21 protein-coding genes and 1 tRNA gene are annotated in these 22,392 nt (G+C 59.9%); 15 read left to right on the top strand and 7 right to left on the bottom strand.

From position 1 onward, the window contains the following. Nucleotides 1-26: 26 nt before the first annotated feature. The 3 genes from AC1EJ1_RS08760 to AC1EJ1_RS08770 are packed head-to-tail and all read left to right on the top strand — an operon-like array spanning nucleotide 27 to nucleotide 2,476. Entirely contained in the window at nucleotides 27-1,127 is a 1,101-nt protein-coding gene (locus tag AC1EJ1_RS08760; RefSeq protein WP_285016089.1) for a LacI family DNA-binding transcriptional regulator, read from the top strand. Nucleotides 1,128-1,133: 6 nt separating this feature from the next. After that, nucleotides 1,134-1,775: a hypothetical protein gene (locus tag AC1EJ1_RS08765; protein ID WP_285016088.1), complete on the top strand. Its 642-nt coding sequence runs from the start codon at nucleotides 1,134-1,136 to the stop codon at nucleotides 1,773-1,775. Between the two features lie 5 nt (nucleotides 1,776-1,780). Further along, the gene (locus AC1EJ1_RS08770; protein WP_058236239.1) at nucleotides 1,781-2,476 is read left to right on the top strand and encodes an MgtC/SapB family protein; all 696 of its coding nucleotides are present in this window, start codon (nucleotides 1,781-1,783) and stop codon (nucleotides 2,474-2,476) included. A gap of 6 nt (nucleotides 2,477-2,482) precedes the next feature. On the opposite strand, the gene AC1EJ1_RS08775 is transcribed toward AC1EJ1_RS08770, so the two are convergent. From AC1EJ1_RS08775 to AC1EJ1_RS08795, 5 genes are all read right to left on the bottom strand, one after another. Further along, nucleotides 2,483-4,252, bottom strand: coding sequence for an ABC-F family ATP-binding cassette domain-containing protein (locus AC1EJ1_RS08775; RefSeq protein WP_285016087.1), 1,770 nt, complete (start codon nucleotides 4,250-4,252; stop codon nucleotides 2,483-2,485). Between the two features lie 147 nt (nucleotides 4,253-4,399). Beyond that, nucleotides 4,400-6,082 carry a hypothetical protein gene (locus AC1EJ1_RS08780; protein WP_480295711.1) on the bottom strand — a complete coding sequence of 561 codons (1,683 nt, stop codon included), beginning with the start codon at nucleotides 6,080-6,082 and terminating at the stop codon, nucleotides 4,400-4,402. A gap of 5 nt (nucleotides 6,083-6,087) precedes the next feature. Continuing rightward, nucleotides 6,088-6,849 (bottom strand): ABC transporter ATP-binding protein, encoded by a 762-nt coding sequence (locus AC1EJ1_RS08785; protein ID WP_285016085.1) that lies wholly within the window; start codon nucleotides 6,847-6,849, stop codon nucleotides 6,088-6,090. Nucleotides 6,850-6,887: 38 nt separating this feature from the next. Further along, nucleotides 6,888-7,394: a MarR family winged helix-turn-helix transcriptional regulator gene (locus AC1EJ1_RS08790; protein ID WP_058236178.1), complete on the bottom strand. Its 507-nt coding sequence runs from the start codon at nucleotides 7,392-7,394 to the stop codon at nucleotides 6,888-6,890. 43 nt (nucleotides 7,395-7,437) lie between these two features. Beyond that, nucleotides 7,438-8,061 (bottom strand): TetR/AcrR family transcriptional regulator, encoded by a 624-nt coding sequence (locus AC1EJ1_RS08795; protein ID WP_058236177.1) that lies wholly within the window; start codon nucleotides 8,059-8,061, stop codon nucleotides 7,438-7,440. Nucleotides 8,062-8,141: 80 nt separating this feature from the next. On the opposite strand from AC1EJ1_RS08795, the gene AC1EJ1_RS08800 reads away from it, so the two are divergent. The 12 genes from AC1EJ1_RS08800 (at nucleotide 8,142) to deoC (ending at nucleotide 19,760) form a co-directional block, all read left to right on the top strand. Next, nucleotides 8,142-8,212: transfer RNA gene (locus AC1EJ1_RS08800), tRNA-Gln, on the top strand. A 254-nt stretch (nucleotides 8,213-8,466) separates the two neighbouring features. After that, on the top strand, nucleotides 8,467-9,447 hold the full coding sequence (locus AC1EJ1_RS08805; RefSeq protein ID WP_058236176.1) for a ribose-phosphate diphosphokinase: 981 nt from the start codon (nucleotides 8,467-8,469) through the stop codon (nucleotides 9,445-9,447). A gap of 161 nt (nucleotides 9,448-9,608) precedes the next feature. Continuing rightward, the gene (locus AC1EJ1_RS08810; protein ID WP_480295712.1) at nucleotides 9,609-10,241 is read left to right on the top strand and encodes a 50S ribosomal protein L25/general stress protein Ctc; all 633 of its coding nucleotides are present in this window, start codon (nucleotides 9,609-9,611) and stop codon (nucleotides 10,239-10,241) included. A 70-nt stretch (nucleotides 10,242-10,311) separates the two neighbouring features. Then, a complete protein-coding gene (locus AC1EJ1_RS08815; RefSeq protein ID WP_480295713.1) occupies nucleotides 10,312-11,373 on the top strand; it encodes a mannose-1-phosphate guanylyltransferase in 1,062 nt (353 codons plus the stop codon). A 113-nt stretch (nucleotides 11,374-11,486) separates the two neighbouring features. Further along, the gene (locus AC1EJ1_RS08820) at nucleotides 11,487-12,617 is read left to right on the top strand and encodes a BMP family lipoprotein (protein ID WP_285016083.1); all 1,131 of its coding nucleotides are present in this window, start codon (nucleotides 11,487-11,489) and stop codon (nucleotides 12,615-12,617) included. A 105-nt stretch (nucleotides 12,618-12,722) separates the two neighbouring features. Next, complete coding sequence (locus tag AC1EJ1_RS08825) at nucleotides 12,723-14,300, top strand: ABC transporter ATP-binding protein (RefSeq protein ID WP_285016082.1); 1,578 nt, start codon at nucleotides 12,723-12,725, stop codon at nucleotides 14,298-14,300. Next, nucleotides 14,297-15,523 (top strand): ABC transporter permease, encoded by a 1,227-nt coding sequence (locus AC1EJ1_RS08830; protein WP_257590373.1) that lies wholly within the window; start codon nucleotides 14,297-14,299, stop codon nucleotides 15,521-15,523. Before AC1EJ1_RS08825 ends, AC1EJ1_RS08830 begins: the two co-directional genes overlap by 4 nt. Continuing rightward, nucleotides 15,520-16,785 (top strand): ABC transporter permease, encoded by a 1,266-nt coding sequence (locus AC1EJ1_RS08835; protein WP_058236170.1) that lies wholly within the window; start codon nucleotides 15,520-15,522, stop codon nucleotides 16,783-16,785. The genes AC1EJ1_RS08830 and AC1EJ1_RS08835 overlap by 4 nt, the downstream gene beginning before the upstream one ends. A 28-nt stretch (nucleotides 16,786-16,813) precedes the next feature. Further along, nucleotides 16,814-17,254, top strand: coding sequence for a cytidine deaminase (locus AC1EJ1_RS08840; protein ID WP_257590374.1), 441 nt, complete (start codon nucleotides 16,814-16,816; stop codon nucleotides 17,252-17,254). Further along, entirely contained in the window at nucleotides 17,244-18,539 is a 1,296-nt protein-coding gene (locus tag AC1EJ1_RS08845) for a thymidine phosphorylase (protein ID WP_480295714.1), read from the top strand. The genes AC1EJ1_RS08840 and AC1EJ1_RS08845 overlap by 11 nt, the downstream gene beginning before the upstream one ends. After that, nucleotides 18,536-19,084 (top strand): hypothetical protein, encoded by a 549-nt coding sequence (locus AC1EJ1_RS08850; protein ID WP_480295715.1) that lies wholly within the window; start codon nucleotides 18,536-18,538, stop codon nucleotides 19,082-19,084. Before AC1EJ1_RS08845 ends, AC1EJ1_RS08850 begins: the two co-directional genes overlap by 4 nt. Before the next feature lie 22 nt (nucleotides 19,085-19,106). Beyond that, a complete protein-coding gene (gene deoC / locus AC1EJ1_RS08855; protein WP_058236166.1) occupies nucleotides 19,107-19,760 on the top strand; it encodes a deoxyribose-phosphate aldolase in 654 nt (217 codons plus the stop codon). A 6-nt stretch (nucleotides 19,761-19,766) separates the two neighbouring features. On the opposite strand, the gene AC1EJ1_RS08860 is transcribed toward deoC, so the two are convergent. Together AC1EJ1_RS08860 and AC1EJ1_RS08865 are read right to left on the bottom strand one after the other, a co-directional pair. Beyond that, complete coding sequence (locus AC1EJ1_RS08860) at nucleotides 19,767-21,464, bottom strand: phospho-sugar mutase (RefSeq protein WP_480295723.1); 1,698 nt, start codon at nucleotides 21,462-21,464, stop codon at nucleotides 19,767-19,769. A gap of 26 nt (nucleotides 21,465-21,490) precedes the next feature. Next, nucleotides 21,491-22,354 (bottom strand): purine-nucleoside phosphorylase, encoded by an 864-nt coding sequence (locus AC1EJ1_RS08865; RefSeq protein WP_285016076.1) that lies wholly within the window; start codon nucleotides 22,352-22,354, stop codon nucleotides 21,491-21,493. Nucleotides 22,355-22,392 lie beyond the last annotated feature (38 nt).

Raw genomic sequence — 22,392 nt, forward strand, 5'->3', positions numbered from 1 at the left:
CGTTGCCACACGGCGTGGAGAGGCAGATGAAAAGCAAGAGGCCGACTCGCGAGGATGTTGCCCGCGAGGCAGGGACATCAGTAGCTGTTGTGACATACACAGTGAACAATGGCCCTCGGCCCGTTGCTGAAGAAACCCGCAAGCGAGTGCTTGCCGCGATCGACAAGCTGGGATATTCGCCTAATCATGCGGCGCGTATTCTGGCCTCTGGAAAGAGCGGCAACTATGGGCTTGTTCTTCCTAATATCACGAACCCGTTCATTGCAGAAATTGCGCACGCATTTCAGGCGAAGGCGCTCGAGCAGGGAAAATTGATCATCGTCGGTGACTCCGCTGATGACCCTGAGAGGGAACGTCGACTCCTGCAGTCCCTGATTGGACAGCAAGTGGATGGCGTGATCTATATGGGAACAGTTGAGAAACTTGCCCTCGACGTGTTTGACGGAACCGGCATTCCCGCAGTGGTTCTCACATATGCAGATTCGGATTCGAAATGCCCGTCAGTCAGAATTGATGAAACTCGGGCAGTTTTCGAGCTGACCACTCATCTGCTCCGACATGGGTACGATCACATCGATATGATGACCGGGCCCGAGGGAATGGAGAATTCATTCGTTCGGGCCCAGGGGTGGTGCAATGCGATTGGCAGCGATCTGTCATCACCGCACATCTCATGGTGCGCCTACTCGAGAATAGCCGGATATCAATGGCTCATTGATAAGTACGCGCAGGGGCACGTTCCCCAAGCAGTTGTGGCAGGCAATGAACGGCAGGCTCTAGGAGTGATGGCCGCGTGCTCGGATCTGCATATACGCATTCCGACGGATCTCGCTTTGGTTGCTCTCAATGGGTCATCGGATACGGGCTATTCCGTGCCGTCGTTGACTGCTGTTCGACAGCCCTGGGGAGAAATGGCTGAGCTTGCATTCCACATCCTTTCGGATACGTCGTTGAACCGCCAGCCACGATCCTTCGCCAGTGGCTTCGACATTGTTTTTGGTGAATCGTGCGGGTGTCGCCACGCTGGCACCCGAGACAGGGCGCTGCTGGCATCCTGGGCAACACCATCTTCCGATTCGCTGGACTCCGTCGCAGGTGTGGCGACGCAATCATTGACAGATAAGTAGGAAAAGATGCGCGATTTTTTCGCAAAAGCACCAGAAAACTGGGACAATCCCTCTGGACAACTTCATATTTACGCCTTGCCGGAGCGGAATTTTACCCATCTGGTTGCGCCATACCTTCAGGTACTGACAGAAAGCAGCATCTGTGCAGTGCAGCCACGGGACTCTCTGCATGCCACGGTCCAGCGACTGCCGTATTTTGCCGATGATGGGGAAATAAGAAAGAAAATTCCTTTGCTCGGTCAAGCGATCAGACGGCACTTCGCGCAGTGGCGATGCCCAAACCTGGAGTTCCAGTTACCTGAGGTCACTGAAGATTCAGTAGTGTGCTATTCGCGACCCACCACGGCGTGGAATCACTTCGTCGAGGGTGTGCGTCAATGCGCAATTGATGTCCTTGGTGATGAGGCCGCTCACTTTTCGGGTGTACCACGGGCTCACCTGACTTTGGCATACGGGATTGCTGATGCTGATTCCCGTGATCTTGTCGATCAGATCGACAAGATCAATACTGTGGAATATCGTCACCGCTCGTCCCAATCGCTTTTCTATACCATGGCTCTCGACCATGCTGCAGTTGTGACGGTCCATCAAAACCACCAAGAAGGTACGTATACTTTCGAGCCACTAGCAGTTTTTTATTTAAAGTGATGAAAATGCATTTATCAGGTGAATTAACTCAGATACTTCTTCTGCTGGCAGCGTTGGTGCTGTCTGCGATCATAGGTCTGGAACGCCAGATCCTCGGGAAAAGCGCGGGCATACGTACGCAAGCCATCGTCGGTATGACAGCGGCGCTCATGATGCTGATTTCCAAGTATGGATTCAGTGACGTGCTGAGCGAGGGAATCGTGCGGGTGGATCCATCACGGGTCGCTGCCCAGGTTGTTTCCGGAATCGGTTTCCTAGGAGCCGGAATCATCCTGACACGCCATGGGGCAATCCGCGGACTTACGACCGCAGCAACGATCTGGGAAACTGCGGCGATCGGTATGGCATGCGGAGCGGGCCTGTGGTGGCTTGCACTGGCAGGAACCGTATTCCACTTCGTGGTCATCTGGGTGCTCTCACCCTTCGCACGGCTGTTCCGACGCAAGGGCAGTGAAGACGAAAACATCCTGTGTGTCTCGTACCCGCAAGGTGAGGGCGTCCTCCGAAGCATCCTGTCCGAGCTGGCACGCGAAGGGTGGAGCGTGGAAAACGTCAGCACCTCCACCAGTCGCTCCTCCGAGACACTGACCGCTTACATCAGAATGCATTCGCGGGTCGTGGTCGACCAGGCTTCCACGCTCGCCACCCTCGCGGATCTGCCTAACGTGCAAGGTGTGCGGATCATGGAAGATAACGAATAGTTACGCCTAGCCCTCGAGCTTTTCGGACAGCTCCAGCCACTGTGCCTCGAGTTCGTCAACCTCGTCCTGGACGGAGCGCGCCTTGTCGGCAAGATCCTGCAGTCCGACGTAGTCAGTCGGATCATGGTCTGCCATCTGCGCTTTCAGATCCTCGTCCTGGCGTGTCAGGCGGTCCATCTTTCGCTCCAGCGCTGACAGCTCTTTTTGTGCAGCGTAGGCGCGAGCGCCGGAATTCTCGGTTTCCTCCTCAGGAGGTGATGGTTCCGCGGGCTCAGTCTGGCCCTGGATCTTCAGGTACTGCTCGACCCCACCGGGCAGATGGCGGAACGTACCGTCAATGATGGCGTATTGCTGGTCGGTGACGCGCTCAATCAGGTACCGATCGTGCGACACAACCAGCAGCGTGCCCGGCCACGTGTCGAGGACGTCCTCCAGGGCGGTCAGCATATCGGCATCGACGTCGTTGGTCGGCTCGTCCAGAATCATGACATTGGGTTGGTCAAGCAGGACGAGCAGAATCTGCAGCCTGCGTTTCTGCCCGCCCGACAGTTCTCCGACGCGCGCTGACAGATGCTCGTGGCGAAATCCGAGGCGCTCCAGCATCTGCGCTGGAGTGGTGTCCTTACCGTCCACGACGAACGTTGTTCTGGTGCGGCCAAGCACTTCGCGCACGCGGTCACCCGAGATCTCATCCAGCTGCGAAAACTGCTGGTCGAGCACTCCGATACGAACAGTCTTACCCTGACGTACTCGCCCCGACGTCGGCTTCAGCGCACCGCTGATGACGTTGAGCAGGGTTGACTTGCCCGCACCGTTCGGGCCGAGGATAGCGCTGCGCTCTCCGGGTGCGATCCTCCACGTCACGTCGCGCAGAACCTCGTTCGTTTCAAACGAAACCGACACGTCCAGCAGATCCACCACCTGTTTGCCCAGGCGTGCCACAGATAGCCGCTGCAGTTCAATCGGGTTGCGCACCTGCGGTACGTCAGCGATCAGCTCATTCGCCGCTTCGATACGGAACTTCGGCTTGGACGTGCGCGCCGGCGCTCCGCGACGCAACCAGGCAAGTTCCTTGCGCATCAGGTTATGGCGCTTCGCTTCGGTCGCAGCCGCGATCCGGTCACGTTCCACACGCTGCAGGACGTACGCTGCGTATCCGCCTTCGAACGGTTCAACCGTTGTGTCATGCACCTCCCACATGCGGGTGCACACCTCATCAAGGAACCACCGATCGTGCGTCACAACGATGAGCGCACCGTCGCGCGGACTCCACCGGTACTTGAGATGGTCAGCCAGCCACGCGACCGCCTCGATGTCCAGGTGGTTCGTTGGTTCATCCAGAATCAGCACATCCCACTCGCCCACAAGCAGGCGCGCAAGATCGACGCGTCGGCGCTGTCCACCTGAAAGATCACCGACGAGGGAATCCCATGCGATATCCGAAGCCAGTCCAGAAATAATGGATCGGATATTCGCGTCGGACGCCCACTCATACTCCGGGCGATCTCCCACTAGTGCTTCTTTGACGGTGTGAGACGGATTCAGACGATCAGACTGGCTGAGGTATCCCAGGCGCAGGTCGCGACGATGAGTGACGCGACCGCTGTCAGGTGTGATCTGGCGGGTCAGTAGCCGCAAGAGTGTGGATTTGCCGTCTCCGTTGCGGCCCACCACGCCGATTCGGTCGCCCTCGTCAACTCCGACGGTGACCTGATCAAGGACGACGGTCGTGGGGTATTCCATATGCAGGTTGTCTGCGCCGAGAAGATGTGCCATATCGGCACATATGGTACGTCAAAATGCGCTGGTGAGGAGACCCCGGAATCCCCATATCAATCGAGATGATGTGAGTGTGGGGTTCGAAGAGCAGGATAAATGGCCTCTTACCTGCGTAAATGGTGGGATCGTGCGCGTGGATTCCGATCAGGCCGCCTTCGCGTGGCCTGGCCAGGCCTTGATCTGCTGCAGAAGCGTCACTGCGTGGCGATCCCACATGTGACCGCCCACGATGACGCCGACGACCAGACATACCAGCGACCAGACTGGGGCAACGATGTAGCCGATCCAATCTGGCAGGATGCCGAAGAAGCCGAGTAGCAGAACGACTGAGGCCGGCAAAGACGCCACAAGAGCCGCGAGCCACTGGGCGAACTGCACCAGCATCGTGGCAGTGAAGCTGCCGGTGGATTTTGTCGATATCGGGTTCGCGCCGGGCGGAGGAACAGGGTAGAGCCAGCGTGCATGCAGGATCTGGCCTGCGCCGGCAGTCGCGCAGAACAGGAGCACCGTGGTGACTGCGAGGTAGATGAGCGAACGCCCTTGAATCCCCGCGGCGAAAGCCAGCAGTGCCATGACAACGGCGAAGAGGCTGATCGCTGAGGGTAACGCGCCCACAAGACGCCCCAGACGCTCGTCGCGTCCGCGTATTCCAGCAGTGATGCTCAGCCAGTTCGCCGTTGAATCCCATGCCATCAGGGTCGCGACGACACCGCCGAAGAGCATTGCACCAAAGAGCGTGAAGAAAATGGCGAACGTGTTGCCAAAGCTGAAGTCCGAATTCGACCCCATAAACGAAATCGCGATACCCAGCACGGGCAGGACGCCGACCGCGATCAGCTGTGAGAGCAGACGCGGATCGCGGATAAACTCGTGACTGGTGCGGGCCGCCAGCGCGGCCGCTGCCCGTGGCAAACCCAGACGCAACCACGGGTCGACATACTTGAAGGAGCGCTGGTCAGCGCGCGCCGAGGGAGCAGCCTGCGTGGGATCGATCAAGTGGCGTCCCTCTGCAATCGCCTGACGGGCCTCAGCACTGACTGGCCGTGCCTTGCCATTCATGGCGAAGGGGAGTACGTACTGCCACAGCTTCCATCCTGCCCACAAAGTGACCAGTGAAATGGCCAGCCGCGCGAGGGCAACAAGGTAGTTGCCTTCATAGACGGATTGACTGATCGCGAACGGGGCGCCCATCGGTGTCCAGCCGACGATCGTACCGAGTCGGGTGACGAAAGCGGCGTTGAAGTTGTCGATTCCGGCATTGACGTACAGACCCAGAGGCGTGACGAAGAGAAACAGCGCGACCGTTGCGATGACGCCCTGTAGATCGCGCCTACGGGTGGAAGCCGTCATCTGAACGCTCATCCACGTCGTCACGGCACGTGACCACACCAGCGATATGGCAAGTGCCAGGCAGGCGCTGATCACACTGACGAGCGCCACCACCACATGGCCGGAGACAATCCAGGCGACGAAGGGAATCAGAAGAAATAACGCAGTGCCAATGCCGGCGAATCCCACGAAAGCTGCGGCAATCATGCCGATCGCGAAACGCCGTGAAGGTGCGGCAAACGGTGCGAGGCGAACCGGATCCAACGTGTTGTCAGCCGATGCCATAAGCGCAGGAGCTATCACCCATGCCAGCACAGCTAAGGCACTGATCAAAGTGAACATGACGCTGGCCAGGTCGGCGTAGCCCTCGAAGATGGAAAACACGGCTCCGACGGCAATCATTCCGACGTAGCCGGCGATGCCCAGGGCCCCCAGGAATGACAGGACGAGGAAGGCTGTCTGACGCTTCATCGAGTTCCACGTCAGCTTCGCTTTCATCCGCATTAGGAGTGCAACCATGACAGCCCTTCGTGAGTGATGCGGCCTCCGACGATCTGAGTGAAGCGCTCTTCGAGGTCACCGCCTGCAGCTACCTCGTCAGTCGTGCCGGAAATTACGACCTGACCGTGATGGATGATCGCAACGTGGCTGCACAGTTTCTGCACGGTTGACATTACGTGACTGGACAGCACAACTGTGCCGCCCTGGCGCACGAACGATTTGAGAATCTCACGGATATTGGCGGCCGAAACTGGGTCGACCGATTCGAACGGCTCGTCCAGAACCAGGACGCTGGGGGAGTGGATCAAGGATGCGCCCAACGCGATCTTCTTGGTCATGCCGGCCGAATAATCGCCGATCATTTTGTCAGACGTTTCAGTCAGATCCAGGGCTTCGAGCAGGTCCTGGGTACGTGAGCGCGCAATGTCAGTGTCCATCCCGCGCAGCAAGGCCACGTAGGTCAGGAAATCCGGGCCGGAGAGGCGGTCCAGCAAATGCATGCCGTCAGGCATTACTCCGAGAAGTTTCTTAGCCTCGGTTGGATTGGCCCACATGTCAACGCCGTGGACGTAGGCTGTTCCTTCATCTGGGCGCAACAGGCCGGTCGCCATCGTCAGGGTTGTGGTTTTGCCTGCACCGTTGGGGCCGACGATTCCATAGAACGAGCCGGCGGGAATATTCAGGCTCAGGTCGCCTACTGCGACGAGATTGCCGTACACCTTGACCAGGTGATCGAATGCGAGTGCCGGTGGTTGGTCAGTCATAAGTCCCCTCGCGGTAGTGGTCGGACGCTACTTTTAGGCTAGTACTTCGTTTCGTAAGATGCGAGGATAATTCTGAGCAGGTCAGCAAGATCGTCCTGATCGCCTCGGGAAAGCGGCGCCAGAATCTGCTTTTCACATTCGAGCAGGGAGATCAGCGCCGCATCAACGTGCTTCTTGCCGGTGGGGGTCAGGGTGACGAGGACGGCGCGCCGGTCATCCGGAGCCGGTGAACGCGTTACAAGGTGGCGACGTTCGAGGCGGTCAATACGGTTCGTCATTGTCCCGGAGGTGACGAGCAGTTCGTCCATGAGGTGCCCGGGCGTCATCGAATACGGCTTTCCGGCGCGGCGCAGGGAGGAGAGCACGTCGAATTCCCACGGGTCAAGATCGTGTTGGGCGAATGCCTCGCGCCGCTTGAGATCCAGATGGCGCGCCAGTCTGGCTACGCGCGAGAGCACAAGCATGGGGGAGGGGTCAGTGTCCGGGCGTTGACGTGCCCACCCCTGAACGATCGCATCGACCTCGTCTCGCTGCGTTTTTCTCATGACACCAAGATACTTGTTTTCGAGATACTTTCGCGAGGGGGGCTCACGCAGAATGCATACGCAATGACGGATCAGTCTTGAGGTTGCGCAGCCCGTACCACACCAGGTTGACGGCGTGTGCTGCCACAACTTCCTTCGGCATGGAGCGATCTTCGAGCCACCACTGCCCGACCTGCGCGATCAAACCGACAAGCATCTGCGCATACAGCGGTGCCCACCCCGGTTCCATATTCGAGCGTTCGAACTGTTCGGCCACAAGGTATTCCACCCGCATCGCAACATCGCCGAGCACCGATGAGAAAGAACTGGATGTACGGTCGTTGGGTGTATCGCGCACGAGGACGCGGAAGCCATCCGTATTCGATTCAATGTAATCCAGCAGTGTCAGTGCGGCCGCCTCGAGGATCTCACGCGGATGCGTGGACGATTCCAGCGACGTCTGGATCGCGGAGACAAGGGACTGCACCTCACGGTCCACGATCACCGCATACAGACCTTCTTTTCCGCCAAAGTGCTCGTAGACGACTGGTTTGGAGACGCCTGCCTGCGCGGCTGCCTCCTCCATGGACGTGCCGTCGAAACCTTTCTTTGCAAAGAGGGCGCGACCGACTTCAATGAGTTGCTCACGTCGCGCCACACCGCTCATCCGGACTCGTTTTTCTGCCATAGCAGTACTCTAGAACGTGTTGAGCTCCACACTTTAAGCTTCTGATTCTTCGCGCGACTGTGACATAATCGGGTGGTCTATCCGCCTTGGTGTAACGGCAGCACAGGGGTTTTTGGTGCCCTTAGTCTAGGTTCGAATCCTGGGGGCGGAGCTCAATGTACTGAGCAAAGTTGCACTATAGCAACGAAAAACGGTTTTACGTCATCCTCTCTGGGGGTCGCGTTCCCCGAAATAATCTCGTGCCTGCACGACACCGGAACAACAGTGCTAATCGATCCTGAAATAGCCTTGAGGGGCCTGTATCGAGTAAAGCACGCCACATCAACTCACGGATCAGGGGGATGAACCTATAGCATAAGAGACGCCGCATCCGTGTAGCGGCAGGTTGAAGGGGAGGACAACCGTATGAGTGGCTTGGTCGCCAGTGGTGAAAAACGACTCGTGCTTGTATCAGGACGGGCACACGTCGATCTTGCAAATCAGGTAGGTGAGCATCTGGGCTGCGGTGTCTCTGCGACCACTGCCTACGATTTTGCCAACGGAGAGATCTACGTTCGATTCAACGAATCTGTGCGTGGAGCCGACGTCTTCGTGCTGCAGTCGCACACCACCCCTATTAACAAGTGGCTGATGGAACAGCTCATCATGATTGATGCCGCCAAGCGCGCGTCAGCCAAGCGCATCACCGCTGTTTCACCGTTTTACCCCTATGCACGTCAGGATAAGAAACATCAGGGTCGTGAACCGATCTCCGCTCGCCTCGTGGCCGATCTGTACAAGACAGCCGGAGCTGACCGCGTGATGAGCGTGGATCTGCACGCCTCGCAGGAACAGGGCTTCTTCGACGGTCCTGTTGATCACCTGTGGGCCATGCCCGTGCTGGTCGACTACGTGCGCGGACGCGTGAACCTGTCGCACGCCACTGTCGTGTCGCCGGACGCCGGCCGCATTCGCGTGGCTGAGAAGTGGGCTGCGAAGATGGGGAACTGCCCGCTGGCATTCATTCACAAGACCCGTGACACCACTCGCCCCAACGTCGCGGTCGCCAACCGCGTGGTGGGTGAAGTCGACGGGCGTGACTGCGTGCTGGTTGATGACCTGATCGACACGGGCGGCACGATTGCTGAAGCGGTCAAGGTACTGTACAAGGCCGGTGCGAAGTCAGTGCTCGTGGCGGCAACGCACGGCGTCCTGTCCCACCCGGCAACCCAGCGCCTCTCTGAGTGTGGAGCAACTGAAGTGGTCGTCACTGACACGTTGCCCATCACTGGGGAGAAGCGTTTTGACAAGCTGACGATCCTATCGATTGCGCCTCTGCTGGCTCGCGCCATTAAAGAGGTCTTCGAAGACGGATCGGTCACATCACTGTTCGACGGGGTCGCATAGAGCGCCCCTTTCGGGTTAGGCTATGTGTCGTTGCTCCGGCGAGGGCGTCGCATATCTGCGGTGCCGTGATCGACGAAGCTTTTACCTGCGGTGCGCCCGCGCGCAGAGAGAAGCCTTGTTGGTGTCGTCGGCGAAGAAACGACTGAAAAATGGAGGCTTCAATGAGTGAAAATCATCTTGATGCGCAGCTGCGCAATGACTTTGGTAAGGGTGCAGCACGCCGCGCACGTCGTGACGGCGTGATCCCCGCAGTCATGTACGGACACGGTTCCGACACGATGCATCTGGGACTGCCCTCGCACGAAACGTTTTTGATTGTGCGTTCTAACCCGAACGCAGTCGTTGAACTGTCGGTCGATGGTGAAACCTACCTGACATTAGTGAAGGACGTCCAGCGTCACCCCGTGTCACGCAACATCCTGCACGTCGACCTGCTGGCCGTGAAGGCCGGCGAAAAGGTTGATGTTGAGGTTCCGATCTCCGTCGTGGGCGAGCCGCAGGCCGGCCTGACGCACACCGTCGAAACCTTCCAGGTCATGGTGGCTGCGCCTGCTACCTCGATCCCCGAGTTCATCGAGGTCGACATCGAGGGCGCCGAGGACGGCCTGGTGATCCACGCAGGCGACCTGAAGTTGCCTGAGAACGTTGATCTGGTCACCGACGAAGAGGTTGACATTCTGTCGGTCGCCGAGATTCAGGAAAACGAAATTCCTGAACCTGAAGCAGCTGCAGAAGGCGAATCTGAAGGCGCAGAAGCCGCTGAAGCCTCTGAGGAAGCATCTGAAGAAGAGTAAGACCCGACTCTCCGGTCATAAACCTCCGGTCGCCGTGGAGCGGCCGGAGGTTTATGCATATTCTGGAGCCATGACGACCCATATCGCCCCGACCATTCACGCGATTATTCCGGCTGGAGGCTCAGGTACACGCCTGTGGCCACTGTCGCGCCGAAACCGTCCGAAATTCCTGCTCGACCTGACGGGCAGCGGCTGCTCCATGCTGCAGGAGACAGTGACGAGGCTGACGCCTGTCTCCCGGTCCATCACGGTCGTCACCGGCGCCAGGCATCGTGACGCTGTCGCCGCCCAGCTGCACGACGAGTGCACAATCCTTGCGGAACCGGCTCCACGCAATTCGATGGCAGCGATCGGGTGGGCAACCTACTCCATTCTCAGGCGTTTTGGGCAGGACGCGATTGTCGGCTCATTTGCAGCTGACCATGCCATCGCGCACCCCGATCAGCTGCACCAGGCGATCGGGCGGGCAGTTCAGGCAGCCCGCAGCGGTTACCTGACAACGATTGGCATTGCGCCCACCTCGCCATCGACCGCGTACGGATATATCCATCCCGGGCCTGCACTTGGGGGAGCCAGCGGCGCCTATACAGTCAGCGAATTCGTGGAAAAGCCCAACGAGTCAACCGCCCGGCGATACGTGACGGACGGCTACCTGTGGAACGCTGGAATATTCATCGTGCGGGCGGGCACGCTTAGGGACGCCCTCGCCCATGAGAATCCACAGATGGACCGCGCCTTGAACGCGATCGTGGACCCTGACACCGACCCGAACGAGCGCGAAGAACTATGGGAGTCCATTGAATCGATCGCCATTGACTACGCCCTGGCCGAGCCGCTCGCCGCGCGCGGACGCGTCGCGGTGGTGCCTTCGCAGGATCTGGGGTGGACTGACGTGGGGGACTATCCCTCGCTCAACACGTTCGACCAATCGGAGCGATCGGTCGTACGCGTTGATGCGCCGGGCACCAGCGTGCACTCGTCGACCGATCAGATGATTGCGCTGGTCGGGGTGGACAACATGACCGTCGTCGTTCAGGACGATGCGATTCTGGTGGTCAGCAATGACCGCGCTCAGGACGTATCTCATGTTGTGGAGCTGGCGCGTGAAAACGGACGTCTGGACATGATCTAGATCAAGAATCCGTAATTTTGCCCAAACGCCCCTACGATTTGCGCTATCGTTATGAGGATTCTGCAGCGACGACATGTCCACCGAGGGCATGCCATATTCGTGAGAGGAAGACTATGACGAAGAGCTTCAAACTAGGCGCTGTTGCAGCGATCGCAGCGCTCGCGCTCGCAGGATGCGGCGCAGCACCCGAAGCATCAAGCGGATCAACCGAACCGGCATCAGGAGCCGGCAGCCAGTCCGGTCAGGCAGCGGGTTCCAGTGAAGTCAAGGCCTGTATGGTCTCTGACGAGGGCGGCTTCGACGACCGCTCCTTCAACGAATCCGGTAAGGAAGGCATGGATCGCGCTGGCCAGGAACTGGGCGTGGAAGTCAAGTTCGCGGAATCAACGTCAGACGGTGACTACCAGACCAACGTTGACGCCATGATCCAGGACGGATGCACGCTGATCGTCGGCGTTGGATACAAGCTGGCTATCACCATGGCTGAGGCAGCACAGGCCAACCCGGATATCCAGTTCGCACTCGTTGACTCGCAGTTCCAGGACGCACAGCAGAACCCGATCGAACTGGAAAACGGCCGCCCGCTCATCTTCAACACGGCTGAGGCAGCGTTCCTCGCCGGATATGTTGCAGCCGGCACCACCACGAGCGGCACAGTCGCAACCTACGGCGGCATGGAAATTCCGACCGTCCAGATCTTCATGGAAGGCTTCGCCAAGGGCGTTGAGAAGTACAACGAAGACAACGGCAGCGCCATCCAGGTTCTGGGGTGGGACACCGAAAAGAAAACCGGTTCATTCGTGGGCGACTTCTCCTCAATCGATAAGGGACAGACTCTGACTGAAGGATTCATCTCTCAGGGCGCCGACATCATCATGCCGGTTGCCGGCCCAATCGGCTCAGGCACCTTGTCAGCCATCAACGCAGCACCGAACAAGAGCGAACTGAAGGCAGTGTGGGTTGACGCTGACGGTCACGAATCAGTGGGCGATCCAGCCATCTTCACGTCCGTCGTCAAGGAAATCGGAAATGCCGTGTTCGACACTGTCAAGGACGCGAAGGACGGCAACTTCTCCTCCACGCCATACATCGGCAACCTGAAGAACAAGGGCGTGGCGATGGCTCCGTTCTACGACATGGACTCCCAGGTTTCTCAGGAACTCAAGGACAAGGTCGAAGAGTTGAAGCAGCAGATTGTGGACGGATCACTGGATGTGTCCACGCAGTACGACCCGGCAAAGTGATGCGCTCTCTGTGAGCGTGTAACACCGACCGAATGATGAAGATGCCGTCGCAACCGAATATGAGGTGGCGACGGCATCTTCGTTCTTTCAGAAAAGAGTCAGCGAGTGAAACTCGAACTACGAGGCATCACTAAGGTTTTCGGGCCCCTCGTCGCCAATGACCATATTGATCTGACCGTTGAACCTGGTCAGATTCACGCCCTGCTGGGTGAAAACGGCGCAGGTAAATCAACGTTGATGAATGTGCTGTACGGCCTGTACCAACCAGATGCCGGTGAAATCCTCATCGACGGGGAACCCGTCCACTTTAAAGGCCCCGGCGACGCTGTGGCAGCCGGAATCGGCATGGTGCACCAGCACTTTATGCTCGTCCCCGTATTCACCGTTGCCGAATCCGTGGCCCTGGGTTACGAACCCACCGGCACGTTTGGAGTGATCGACGAGGTCGCCGCCGCCCGTAAAGTGACTGAAATCTCAGCCCGATTCGGATTCGACGTGAATCCGAAAGCACGAATCGAAGACCTGCCTGTGGGAGCTCAGCAGCGCGTGGAGATCATCAAGGCACTCTCGCGTGAAGCTAAAGTGCTGATCCTCGATGAGCCGACTGCCGTGCTCACCCCGCAGGAAACCGATGAACTTATTGAGATTATGCGCGGACTGAAAGAGGACGGCACATCCATCGTTTTCATCACGCATAAGCTGCGCGAAGTGCGCGCAATCGCGGACCGCATCACGGTGATCCGGCGCGGAAAAGTGGTTGGTGAAGCTGCTCCGGATTCAAGCGAGAACGAGCTGGCCTCGATGATGGTGGGCCGCGACGTGAATCTGACGGTGGAAAAAGGCCCGGCCTCACCTGGCGAGGTTGTGCTGGATGTGGACGGACTGTCGCTGGTTGATGCGGTGGGCGCAGTTGCACTCGATGATGTGACGTTGAGTATTCGCAGCGGAGAGATTCTGGCGGTGGCCGGCGTGCAGGGCAATGGTCAGACCGAACTGGCTGAATGCCTGCTCGGACTGGAAACACCGACGTCCGGGACGATGACAATGTCAGGAGCGCAGCTCTCCCCGATGAGTGTGCGCCAGCGCATCCATCACGGCATGGGGTTCGTGCCCGAGGATCGCTCGACCGACGGCATGATCGCAGGCTTCTCGATTGCCGAAAATCTCATCCTGGATATTTCGAACAGTGCGCAGTTTGGCGCAGGTCCGTCGTTAAATCCGAAGAAAGTGCGCGTCAACGCACTCGAAAAAGTTGACGAGTACGACATTCGTGTCACCGACGTGTCTGACCCGATCTCCACTCTGTCGGGCGGCAATCAGCAAAAGGTCGTGCTGGCACGTGAAATTTCGCGCGACCTGGACCTTCTGGTGGCCTCGCAGCCGACCCGCGGCCTGGACGTCGGATCGATCGAGTTCGTCCACCGCCGCATTGTTGCTGAGCGTGACGAAGGAACCGCGGTGCTGATCATCTCCAGTGAACTGGACGAGGTTGTCGCGCTGGCTGACCGGATCGCCGTGATGTATCGCGGACGAATCGTCGGCATCGTCCCCGCCGATACACCGCGCGACGTGCTGGGACTGATGATGGCGGGTGTGCCCGCCGACGAAGCTCGCAGCCAGGCCGCTCACCATGAAACAATTCTGGGCGCTGCCGACGAGCAGGCTGAAAAGGAGGAGCAGTGAAAGAGGCACAGGAAACACCAGACGTGTCCGACCGCTCCGGTGCGCAGGCTTCCCTCATCCGACGCGTCATGTCGGGCTCCTGGCTCGTATCGGTTCTGGCCGTTGTCGTGGCACTCGTCGTCGGATCAGTGCTGATCGCCATTTCAAACCCAAACGTTCAGACAGCGGCCGGGTATTTCTTCGCACGCCCCGTCGACACGTTCGCCGCATTGTGGTCCGCAGTGGGCGACGCCTACGAGGCGATGCTGCGCGGCGCAGTCTTTGACTGGAAAGCGTCCAGCACAGCACGCATGTGGCGGCCGATCACCGAAACCCTCACCAACTCGGTTCCCCTGATCTTTGCGGGCCTGGGTGTGGCAGTGGGATTTCGGGCAGGCCTGTTCAACATCGGTGCGCAGGGGCAGGTCGTGCTCGGTGCAATCTTCGGTAGCTACGTGGGATTCGCCTGGCACCTGCCACCCGTGATTCACTTGCTGGCAGCCATGTGCGGAGCCGCCCTCGGCGGTGCACTGTGGTCCGGAATTGCCGGCATCCTGAAAGCGAAGACCGGCGCGAACGAAGTCATCACGACGATCATGCTCAACTCGATCGCCGGTTTGCTGATCGGGTACGTCCTGACCCGGCCCTCGTTCATTGGCGAGGGGAACACGAACCCGAAATCCATGCCGGTCCTCGAAACAGCGATGTACCCCAGGCTGCTGGGAGATTCCTTCCGTGTGCACTTCGGATTCATTGCCGCTCTGGCGGCTGCACTGTTCGTGTGGTGGCTGCTGGAGCGTTCAACGATCGGGTTCGAATTCCGCGCGACGGGCCTGAATCCTGCGGCGGCACGCACAGCGGGTATCTCCGTTGAAAAAGTGACGACGCTGGTCATGATTGTTTCTGGTGCGCTGTGCGGTCTGGCTGGTTCCGCCCCGGCTCTGGGCACCGAACGCTATCTGACCACCGGCATTGCCGCATCAATCGGTTTTGATGCGATCACCGTGGCCTTGCTGGGCAAGTCACGCCCACTGGGTACGGTGCTGGCCGGATTGCTGTTCGGCGCGCTGAAAGCGGGCGGTGCGATTATGCAGACTGCGACGCAGACTCCGATCGACATTGTCCTGGTCATTCAGTCCACGATCGTGTTGTTCATTGCCGCGCCGCCACTGGTTCGCGCGATTTTCCGTTTGCCTGAACCGCTGCCGCATTCCCGTATCGCGAAGAAAGAGGTGGCAGCATGAGCACCACAGCGACTACACAGTCTGTGCAGCCCGCACTGCCGGTGAAAGTAGTTGTTTCCTACGCGCTGGCGGCGGTACTGAGCGCACTGCTGGCGTTCTATTGCCACAGTTCCACGCGCTTTGCGCTGGGACGGTCCTCGGACTTCGTGGCGATCCCGGACTTCTCTGTTCCTGCACGGCCTTTCGCCATCGTGGCCACGCTGATTCTGGCAGCCCTGACAGCCGTCGCATTCATGCAGCGGCAGCGCCGCGTGAGCACTCCGCTGTGGATGCATGCAATCGTCGGCGTACTGTTCATTCTCGTGTTCCTGACTTGGGCTGGAGCGGGGCGCGACACCGTCATCCCGATCGTCACATTGCTGGCGGGCGCACTGACCCTGTCAGTCCCATTGATTTTCGGCGCAATGGCCGGAACGGTGGGGGAGCGCTCCGGAACCATCAACATCGCCATTGAAGGTCAGCTGCTTTTCGGAGCGTTCCTCGGCGCGGTCGTCGCCTCGCTGGCCAGGAACGCATGGGTGGGCCTGATTGCCGCGCCGATCGCCGGCATGCTGGTGTCACTGCTCCTGGTGCTGTTCGGACTGAAATACCGCGTCGACCAGATCATTGTCGGTGTTGTGCTGAACGTGCTGGTATTGGGATTGACCAGCTTCTTCTACTCCACGGTGCTGAATGTGTCAGCGGAGTCGCGCGAAGCCTTTAACTCCGGTGTATCACTGCCGGTCATTTCGATTCCGATCCTGTCCAGGATCCCCCTGATCGGCCCGGTGCTGTTCCAGCAGACCATCTTGGTGTACACGATGTACGTTGTGGTTGGAGTGCTGCAGTTCATGCTGTTCCACTCACGATGGGGCCTGCGTATGCGGGCGTGCGGCGAGCACCCGCAGGCGGCCGACACAGTGGGCATCAACGTGATGAGGACACGCATCAACAATGCGATCCTGGGTGGCGCTCTGGCCGGCCTGGGCGGTGCGTTCTTCACCATCGGGCACGGCCTGGCATTCGCCAAGGACATGGCATCGGGCAACGGCTACATCGCCCTGGCCGCCATGATTCTGGGCGGCTGGACCCCGATCGGCGGAGTGGCCGCAGCACTGCTGTTCGGTTTCGCCATGAACCTGGGCTACACGCTGTCCATTATCGGATCACCCATGCCGTCACAGATCATGCTGATGATCCCCTATGTGGTGACGATTCTGGCGATTGCAGGCTTCGTGGGTCGTGTGCGCGCGCCAGCCGCAGAAGGCGTTCCCTACCCGTAAAGTAGAAATGGAACGGCAAGGGAGAACTATGGAGATCACAGACCAGACGTGGGCTGACCTTCACCAGGCAGCCGTCAGTGCCATGCAGCGAGCCTATTGCCCGTATTCGCACTATCCGGTGGGCGCGGCCGCCCTCGTCGACGATGGTCGAATCGTGTCGGGATGCAACGTTGAGAACGCCGGGTACGGTGTGACACTGTGCGCTGAATGTGGCGTGATATCTGAACTGATCAACACAGGTGGAGGGCACCTGGTCGCGTTCGCGTGCGTCAATGCCCACCAGGAGGCGACCGCTCCGTGCGGACGGTGCCGACAGATCCTGTTCGAACATGGCGGCCCTGACCTGATGCTCGCCATGCCTGGCGGCCTGATGCGGATGGACGAGGTACTGCCGCGCGGCTTTGGCCCGTGGAATGTGCGTGAAGTGACAGGTGAAGACCCTGAGAACGGAGGAAGCAATGAGCGTTGAACAGTTTGACGTTGTCGACGTCATCTCAACCAAGCGTGACGGAGGTGAGCTGGACAACCAGCAGATCGACTGGGTGATCGATGCCTACACGCGAGGCGTCGTTGCCGATGAGCAAATGTCGGCGCTGGCGATGGCGATTTTCATCAACGGGATGCAGCGCCGTGAAATTGAGCGCTGGACGCAGGCCATGATGAGCTCCGGGGAACGGATGGACTTTTCCAGCCTGACGCGCCCCACCAGTGACAAGCACTCCACCGGCGGTGTCGGTGACAAGATCACGCTGCCGCTGGCACCTCTCGTCGCGGTGTATGACGTGGCCGTGCCGCAGCTGTCCGGGCGCGGCCTGGGGCACACCGGCGGAACCCTGGACAAGATGGAATCGATCCCCGGGTGGCGCGCGAACCTGAGCAATGACGAAATCATGCACATGCTGGATACGGTTGGGGCAGTGATCTGCGCGGCAGGATCCGGGTTGGCTCCCGCTGACCGCAAGCTGTACGCGCTGCGTGACACGACCGGAACCGTTGACTGTATTCCGCTGATCGCATCGTCGATTATGTCGAAGAAGATTGCTGAAGGCACCAGCTCACTGGTGCTGGACGTGAAGGTCGGCTCCGGTGCCTTCATGAAAGACATTGACCATGCGCGCGAACTGGCACGCACGATGGTGGACCTTGGTTCAGATGCAGGTCTGTCGATCTGTGCGCTGCTCACCGACATGTCCACGCCGCTGGGACGTACTGTCGGCAACGCGCTGGAAGTGCGTGAAGCTGTGGAGGTCCTGGCCGGTGGCGGACCCTCTGACGTGGTGGAACTGACCGTTGCTCTGGCACGCGAAATGCTGCGTCAGGCTGGACGAGGAGACGTTGACCCGGCTGAAGCGCTCGCTGATGGCCGCGCGATGGACAAGTGGCGTGAAATGGTCGCAGGCCAGGGCGGGGATCCTGACGCTGCGCTGCCGGCTGCCCAGCACACGGAAGTCATTGCTGCCGAAGCCTCCGGATATATCACCGCGATGGATGCACTCTCGATCGGTGTGGCCTCGTGGCGCCTGGGGGCTGGCCGCGCACGCAAGGAAGATGCCGTGCAGGCGGAAGCAGGCATCGAAATCCACGCCAAACCGGGTGAGGCCGTCACGAAGGGGCAGCCTCTGTTGACGCTGCACACGCAGACACCTGAGCGAATCGAGCGGGCGCGTGAAGCCCTGTCGGGAGCCATCGCGATTGGCCCTGATCGCCGCGGCGGTGCTGACTCCGTCGTGCTGGGTCGAGTGGATCCTCAGTGAACACCGCGCGCCCTCGGCCACTTCCCGCAGTCATGCCGCATCAGGTTGACGGCACAACGTGCGGGATCGCTGCGCTTGCAGCGGTTGCCGCGCGGGCGGGCGGACCGCAGCACGCCTATCTGAATGCTCGGCGCGATGCTGTTGACCGGATCCAGGTTGCGCTGCACGCTCAGGCCGTGCGGGTGGGGATCCCGTGGCCTCAGGCCTTAGGCACCTCGCCGTGGGCACTGGCTTCACTGGCATCAAGCGCGGTAGGAGTGCGCTACGGTTGGACGCCATGGGAATGCGGGGGTGTTGACCGGGTTCAACGGGCAGTCAACAGCGGAATCGATGCGTTCGTCTACGTGGGGGCGCACCGCCTCATCCCTCGGCACGTCATCGCCGTGCTCGCAGCGGAATCCACTGACTCGCAGTGGGTGGTTTTCGAGCCATCCAGCGGGAAAGTCATCACTACTTCTCCCAGCGTGTTCACACAGGCTCGCGCTGGGCACCCTCGGCAAGAATTTGGAAACTGGACGCTGCCCAGCCTTGTGGTAGCGCCCTGACCTACTGAAAAGGAGACACCCCATGACCACTCGATCCGACGTCGCACAGATGATCGACCACACATTGCTCAAACCGGAATCAACCGACCAGGACGTGCGCGCGCTGATTGCACAGGCTCAGGAACTGGGCACCTACTCCGTGTGCGTGTCACCGTCGATGCTGCCCATCGACGCCCCTGAAGGACTCCACGTGGCGTGCGTGTGCGGATTCCCTTCCGGCGCGCACAAGGCCGAGGTGAAAGCCGCTGAAGCTGCTCAAGCCGTTCGTGACGGTGCTGACGAGATTGACATGGTCGTGAACCTTGCGCTGGTCAAGCAGGCAGACTGGGATGGTGTGCGCGCCGACATTGCGGCCGTGCGTGCAGCATGCCCCGACTCGGTTCTGAAAGTCATCATCGAATCAGCCGTCCTGACCGATGAGGAAATCGTGGAGACCTGCAAACAGGCAGAAGCTGCCGGAGCGGACTTCGTCAAGACATCCACCGGTTTCCACCCTTCGGGCGGCGCATCGGTCCACGCCGTTGAACTCATGCGTCAGACCGTGGGAGACCGCCTGGGAGTCAAGGCATCGGGCGGAATTCGCGATGCTCAGAGCGCGCTCGCCATGATCGAAGCAGGCGCCTCCCGGCTTGGCCTGTCCTCCTCGGCGGCCGTGCTGGACGGCCTGGACGACTAGGGTGCGCTACACGCCGAGCGCTGCGCGCAGGTCAGTTTTGACCCGCTCGAGGCGCTCGGCGGCTTGTGTTCGGGCCGCGTCCACATCCCCATCCGAAACAGGGATCACAACCTCGCAGTAGCACTTCAACTTCGGCTCAGTGCCCGAGGGGCGAGCCACCACGCGGTCATCGGATTCGGTGCGGAAAATAAGCGCATCCGTACCGGGCAGATCGAGCTGCTCAGAGCCGTTCGTCAGGTCTGTTGTCTCGATGACGGGGGAGCCTGCCAGCGAATCCACACCGCGCTCGCGCAGATTCGCCATACCGGTCGTAATTGTGGCCAGGTCATCGACACGGATAGTCAGGGGAGAGGTCGCATACAGACCGAACTCGCAGGCCAGCTCATCGAGAACTGCCCGAAGAGAAGAACCGTCAGCCTTGCGTTCTGCTGCAAAGCGCGCCAACTGCAGGCACGCTGAAATGCCGTCCTTGTCGCGCACATACCGCGGATCGACGCAGTATCCCAAAGCTTCTTCATAGCCGAAGACCAGGTTCGGTACGCGGGAAATCCACTTGAAACCGGTCAGTGTGACACGGTGTGTCACGCCGTGCGTCTGCGCGATGCGCGACAGCAGACGTGAGGACACAATCGAGTTGGCAACGGTCGGGTTGCCCTCGCCGCCACGTGCCTGCGTGACTGCCCGCAGTCCGAGCAGTGCGCCTACCTGATCTCCGGTCAACTGCCTCCAGCCACCCTCGATGGAGGGATCGGGAAGCGCGGCGCTGCAGCGGTCAGCATCTGGATCGTTCGCCAGGATGATGTCGGCATTAACGTCGCGCGCCAGCTGCATCGCCAGGTCCAGTGCCCCCGGCTCTTCAGGATTGGGGAAACGCACGGTCGGGAAATCCGGATCAGGATCCTGCTGCTGGGCAACGACGTGAACATCGGAAAAGCCGCGCCGGCGCAGTGCTTCACTCATCGTTGCTCCGCCCACACCGTGCATGGAGGTCAAAACGATGCGTAGCTGCGCATTTTCTGGCCCGCCCGTCACCAGTGAGGTGACTCGATCCAGATAGGCTTCCACGATTGAGTCGTCGAGTTCATGCCAGCCTGACTGGGCGCGCGGAACGTCACGAACAGAGGTGACGGCCTGGATCGCCTCGAAAATTTCCGCATCGAAAGGCGGGACGATCTGAGAGCCCTGACCAGAATCTGTGACCACGCGCCCACCCAGGTAGACCTTGTAGCCGTTATCTTCGGCCGGGTTGTGCGAGGCCGTCACCATCACTGCCGCATCGGCTTCCAGGTGGCGCAATGCGAACGCTGTGAGGGGCGTGGGCATGGCGAGCGGCAGGACGTAGGCAGTGCCGCCGGCTGCGGTCGCAACCCCCGCCGTATCGAGGGCGAACTGGCGCGACCCATATCGGGCATCGCAGCCGATCACGATCGAAAAGTCCGGGCCCGCATGGCGCTTGAGAACCTCCATGAGGCCGGCTGCAGCGCGAATGACGACAGCGCGGTTCATTCTGTTCGGCCCTCCTCCGAGATGGCCGCGCAGCCCGGCTGTTCCGAATTCGAGGAGGCCCTTGAAACGGTCGGCCAGTTCAATGCGCGCATCCTCGCTAGTGGCGGACTGCTCAAGCAGATCCGTCAGCTCGCGTGCGGTCGTCTCGTCAGGATCGTCGTCAATCCACCGGCGAACAGCTTCAACGTCGATATCCATGTGTGTCACTGTCAGTCCTTCCGCTATCACTCAGCATCAGTTGCGATTGCCTGAACGATATCAGCCAAGAGGCGCGCAATTCTGGGAGCGGCCTCCTGACCGGCTGCGATCACCTCGGCATGCGAGAGGGGTTCAGGTGAGATTCCTGCTGCCAGATTCGTCATGAGTGAGATGCCGAGGATCTCCATGCCGGCTTCGCGCGCCGCTATCGCCTCGAGCGTGGTGGACATGCCCACCAGGTCGCCGCCCAGGATCCCTGCCATCTTCACTTCGGCGGGGGTTTCATAGTGTGGGCCGGGGAACTGGACATACACGCCTTCAGGCAAGGTCGGGTCAATCGTGTGAGCGACAGTGCGCAGACGCTGCGAATACAGGTCGGTCAGGTCGACAAATGTAGCGCCCTCCAGCGGGGAAGCGCCGGTGAGATTGATATGGTCGCGGATCAGAACCGCCTGGCCGGGGCTCCACTGTGGGTTCAGCCCTCCACACCCGTTGGTCAGGACGACGGTGCGAGCTCCTGCGGCCGCTGCTGTCCTCATCCCGTGGGCAACCGCTCGCACTCCTTTGCCTTCGTAGTAGTGCGTTCGTGAACCCAGGACGAGGGCGACTGTGTCAGATCCGTGCACCCGAATTGAGCGCATGACGGGAACGTGGCCAGCCACTGCGGGAGCAAAGAAGCCCGGCACTTCTGCTGCAGGGATTTCGCTGATTGTTTCACCGATCAGGTCGGCTGCTCCGCCCCATCCTGATCCCAGCACGAGCGCAATGTCGTGGTGGTCGATGCCGGAGCGGCGCGCAATGGTGTCCGCTGCGTGCCGCGCAAGTTCACCAGGTGTGGGGTCGGTAGAGTCGTCGCAGGTGCCGTGAGTGTGAACGTCAGATCGGGTCATGAGGATAACGCTACAACGAGGACCTATTATTTTTCTGT

The sequence above is a fragment of the Pauljensenia sp. C0170B4 genome (assembly GCF_056590235.1).

Excerpts from the sequence above, each read along its gene's own strand:
- AC1EJ1_RS08760 (WP_285016089.1), top strand. The coding sequence starts at position 27 with ATGAAAAGCAAGAGGCCGACTCGCGAGGATGTTGCCCGCGAGGCAGGG.
- AC1EJ1_RS08765 (WP_285016088.1), top strand. The coding sequence starts at position 1,134 with ATGCGCGATTTTTTCGCAAAAGCACCAGAAAACTGGGACAATCCCTCT.
- AC1EJ1_RS08770 (WP_058236239.1), top strand. The coding sequence starts at position 1,781 with ATGCATTTATCAGGTGAATTAACTCAGATACTTCTTCTGCTGGCAGCG.
- AC1EJ1_RS08775 (WP_285016087.1), bottom strand. The coding sequence starts at position 4,252 with ATGGCACATCTTCTCGGCGCAGACAACCTGCATATGGAATACCCCACG.
- AC1EJ1_RS08780 (WP_480295711.1), bottom strand. The coding sequence starts at position 6,082 with ATGAAAGCGAAGCTGACGTGGAACTCGATGAAGCGTCAGACAGCCTTC.
- AC1EJ1_RS08785 (WP_285016085.1), bottom strand. The coding sequence starts at position 6,849 with ATGACTGACCAACCACCGGCACTCGCATTCGATCACCTGGTCAAGGTG.
- AC1EJ1_RS08790 (WP_058236178.1), bottom strand. The coding sequence starts at position 7,394 with ATGAGAAAAACGCAGCGAGACGAGGTCGATGCGATCGTTCAGGGGTGG.
- AC1EJ1_RS08795 (WP_058236177.1), bottom strand. The coding sequence starts at position 8,061 with ATGGCAGAAAAACGAGTCCGGATGAGCGGTGTGGCGCGACGTGAGCAA.
- AC1EJ1_RS08805 (WP_058236176.1), top strand. The coding sequence starts at position 8,467 with ATGAGTGGCTTGGTCGCCAGTGGTGAAAAACGACTCGTGCTTGTATCA.
- AC1EJ1_RS08810 (WP_480295712.1), top strand. The coding sequence starts at position 9,609 with ATGAGTGAAAATCATCTTGATGCGCAGCTGCGCAATGACTTTGGTAAG.
- AC1EJ1_RS08815 (WP_480295713.1), top strand. The coding sequence starts at position 10,312 with ATGACGACCCATATCGCCCCGACCATTCACGCGATTATTCCGGCTGGA.
- AC1EJ1_RS08820 (WP_285016083.1), top strand. The coding sequence starts at position 11,487 with ATGACGAAGAGCTTCAAACTAGGCGCTGTTGCAGCGATCGCAGCGCTC.
- AC1EJ1_RS08835 (WP_058236170.1), top strand. The coding sequence starts at position 15,520 with ATGAGCACCACAGCGACTACACAGTCTGTGCAGCCCGCACTGCCGGTG.
- AC1EJ1_RS08840 (WP_257590374.1), top strand. The coding sequence starts at position 16,814 with ATGGAGATCACAGACCAGACGTGGGCTGACCTTCACCAGGCAGCCGTC.
- AC1EJ1_RS08845 (WP_480295714.1), top strand. The coding sequence starts at position 17,244 with ATGAGCGTTGAACAGTTTGACGTTGTCGACGTCATCTCAACCAAGCGT.
- deoC (WP_058236166.1), top strand. The coding sequence starts at position 19,107 with ATGACCACTCGATCCGACGTCGCACAGATGATCGACCACACATTGCTC.
- AC1EJ1_RS08860 (WP_480295723.1), bottom strand. The coding sequence starts at position 21,464 with ATGGATATCGACGTTGAAGCTGTTCGCCGGTGGATTGACGACGATCCT.
- AC1EJ1_RS08865 (WP_285016076.1), bottom strand. The coding sequence starts at position 22,354 with ATGACCCGATCTGACGTTCACACTCACGGCACCTGCGACGACTCTACC.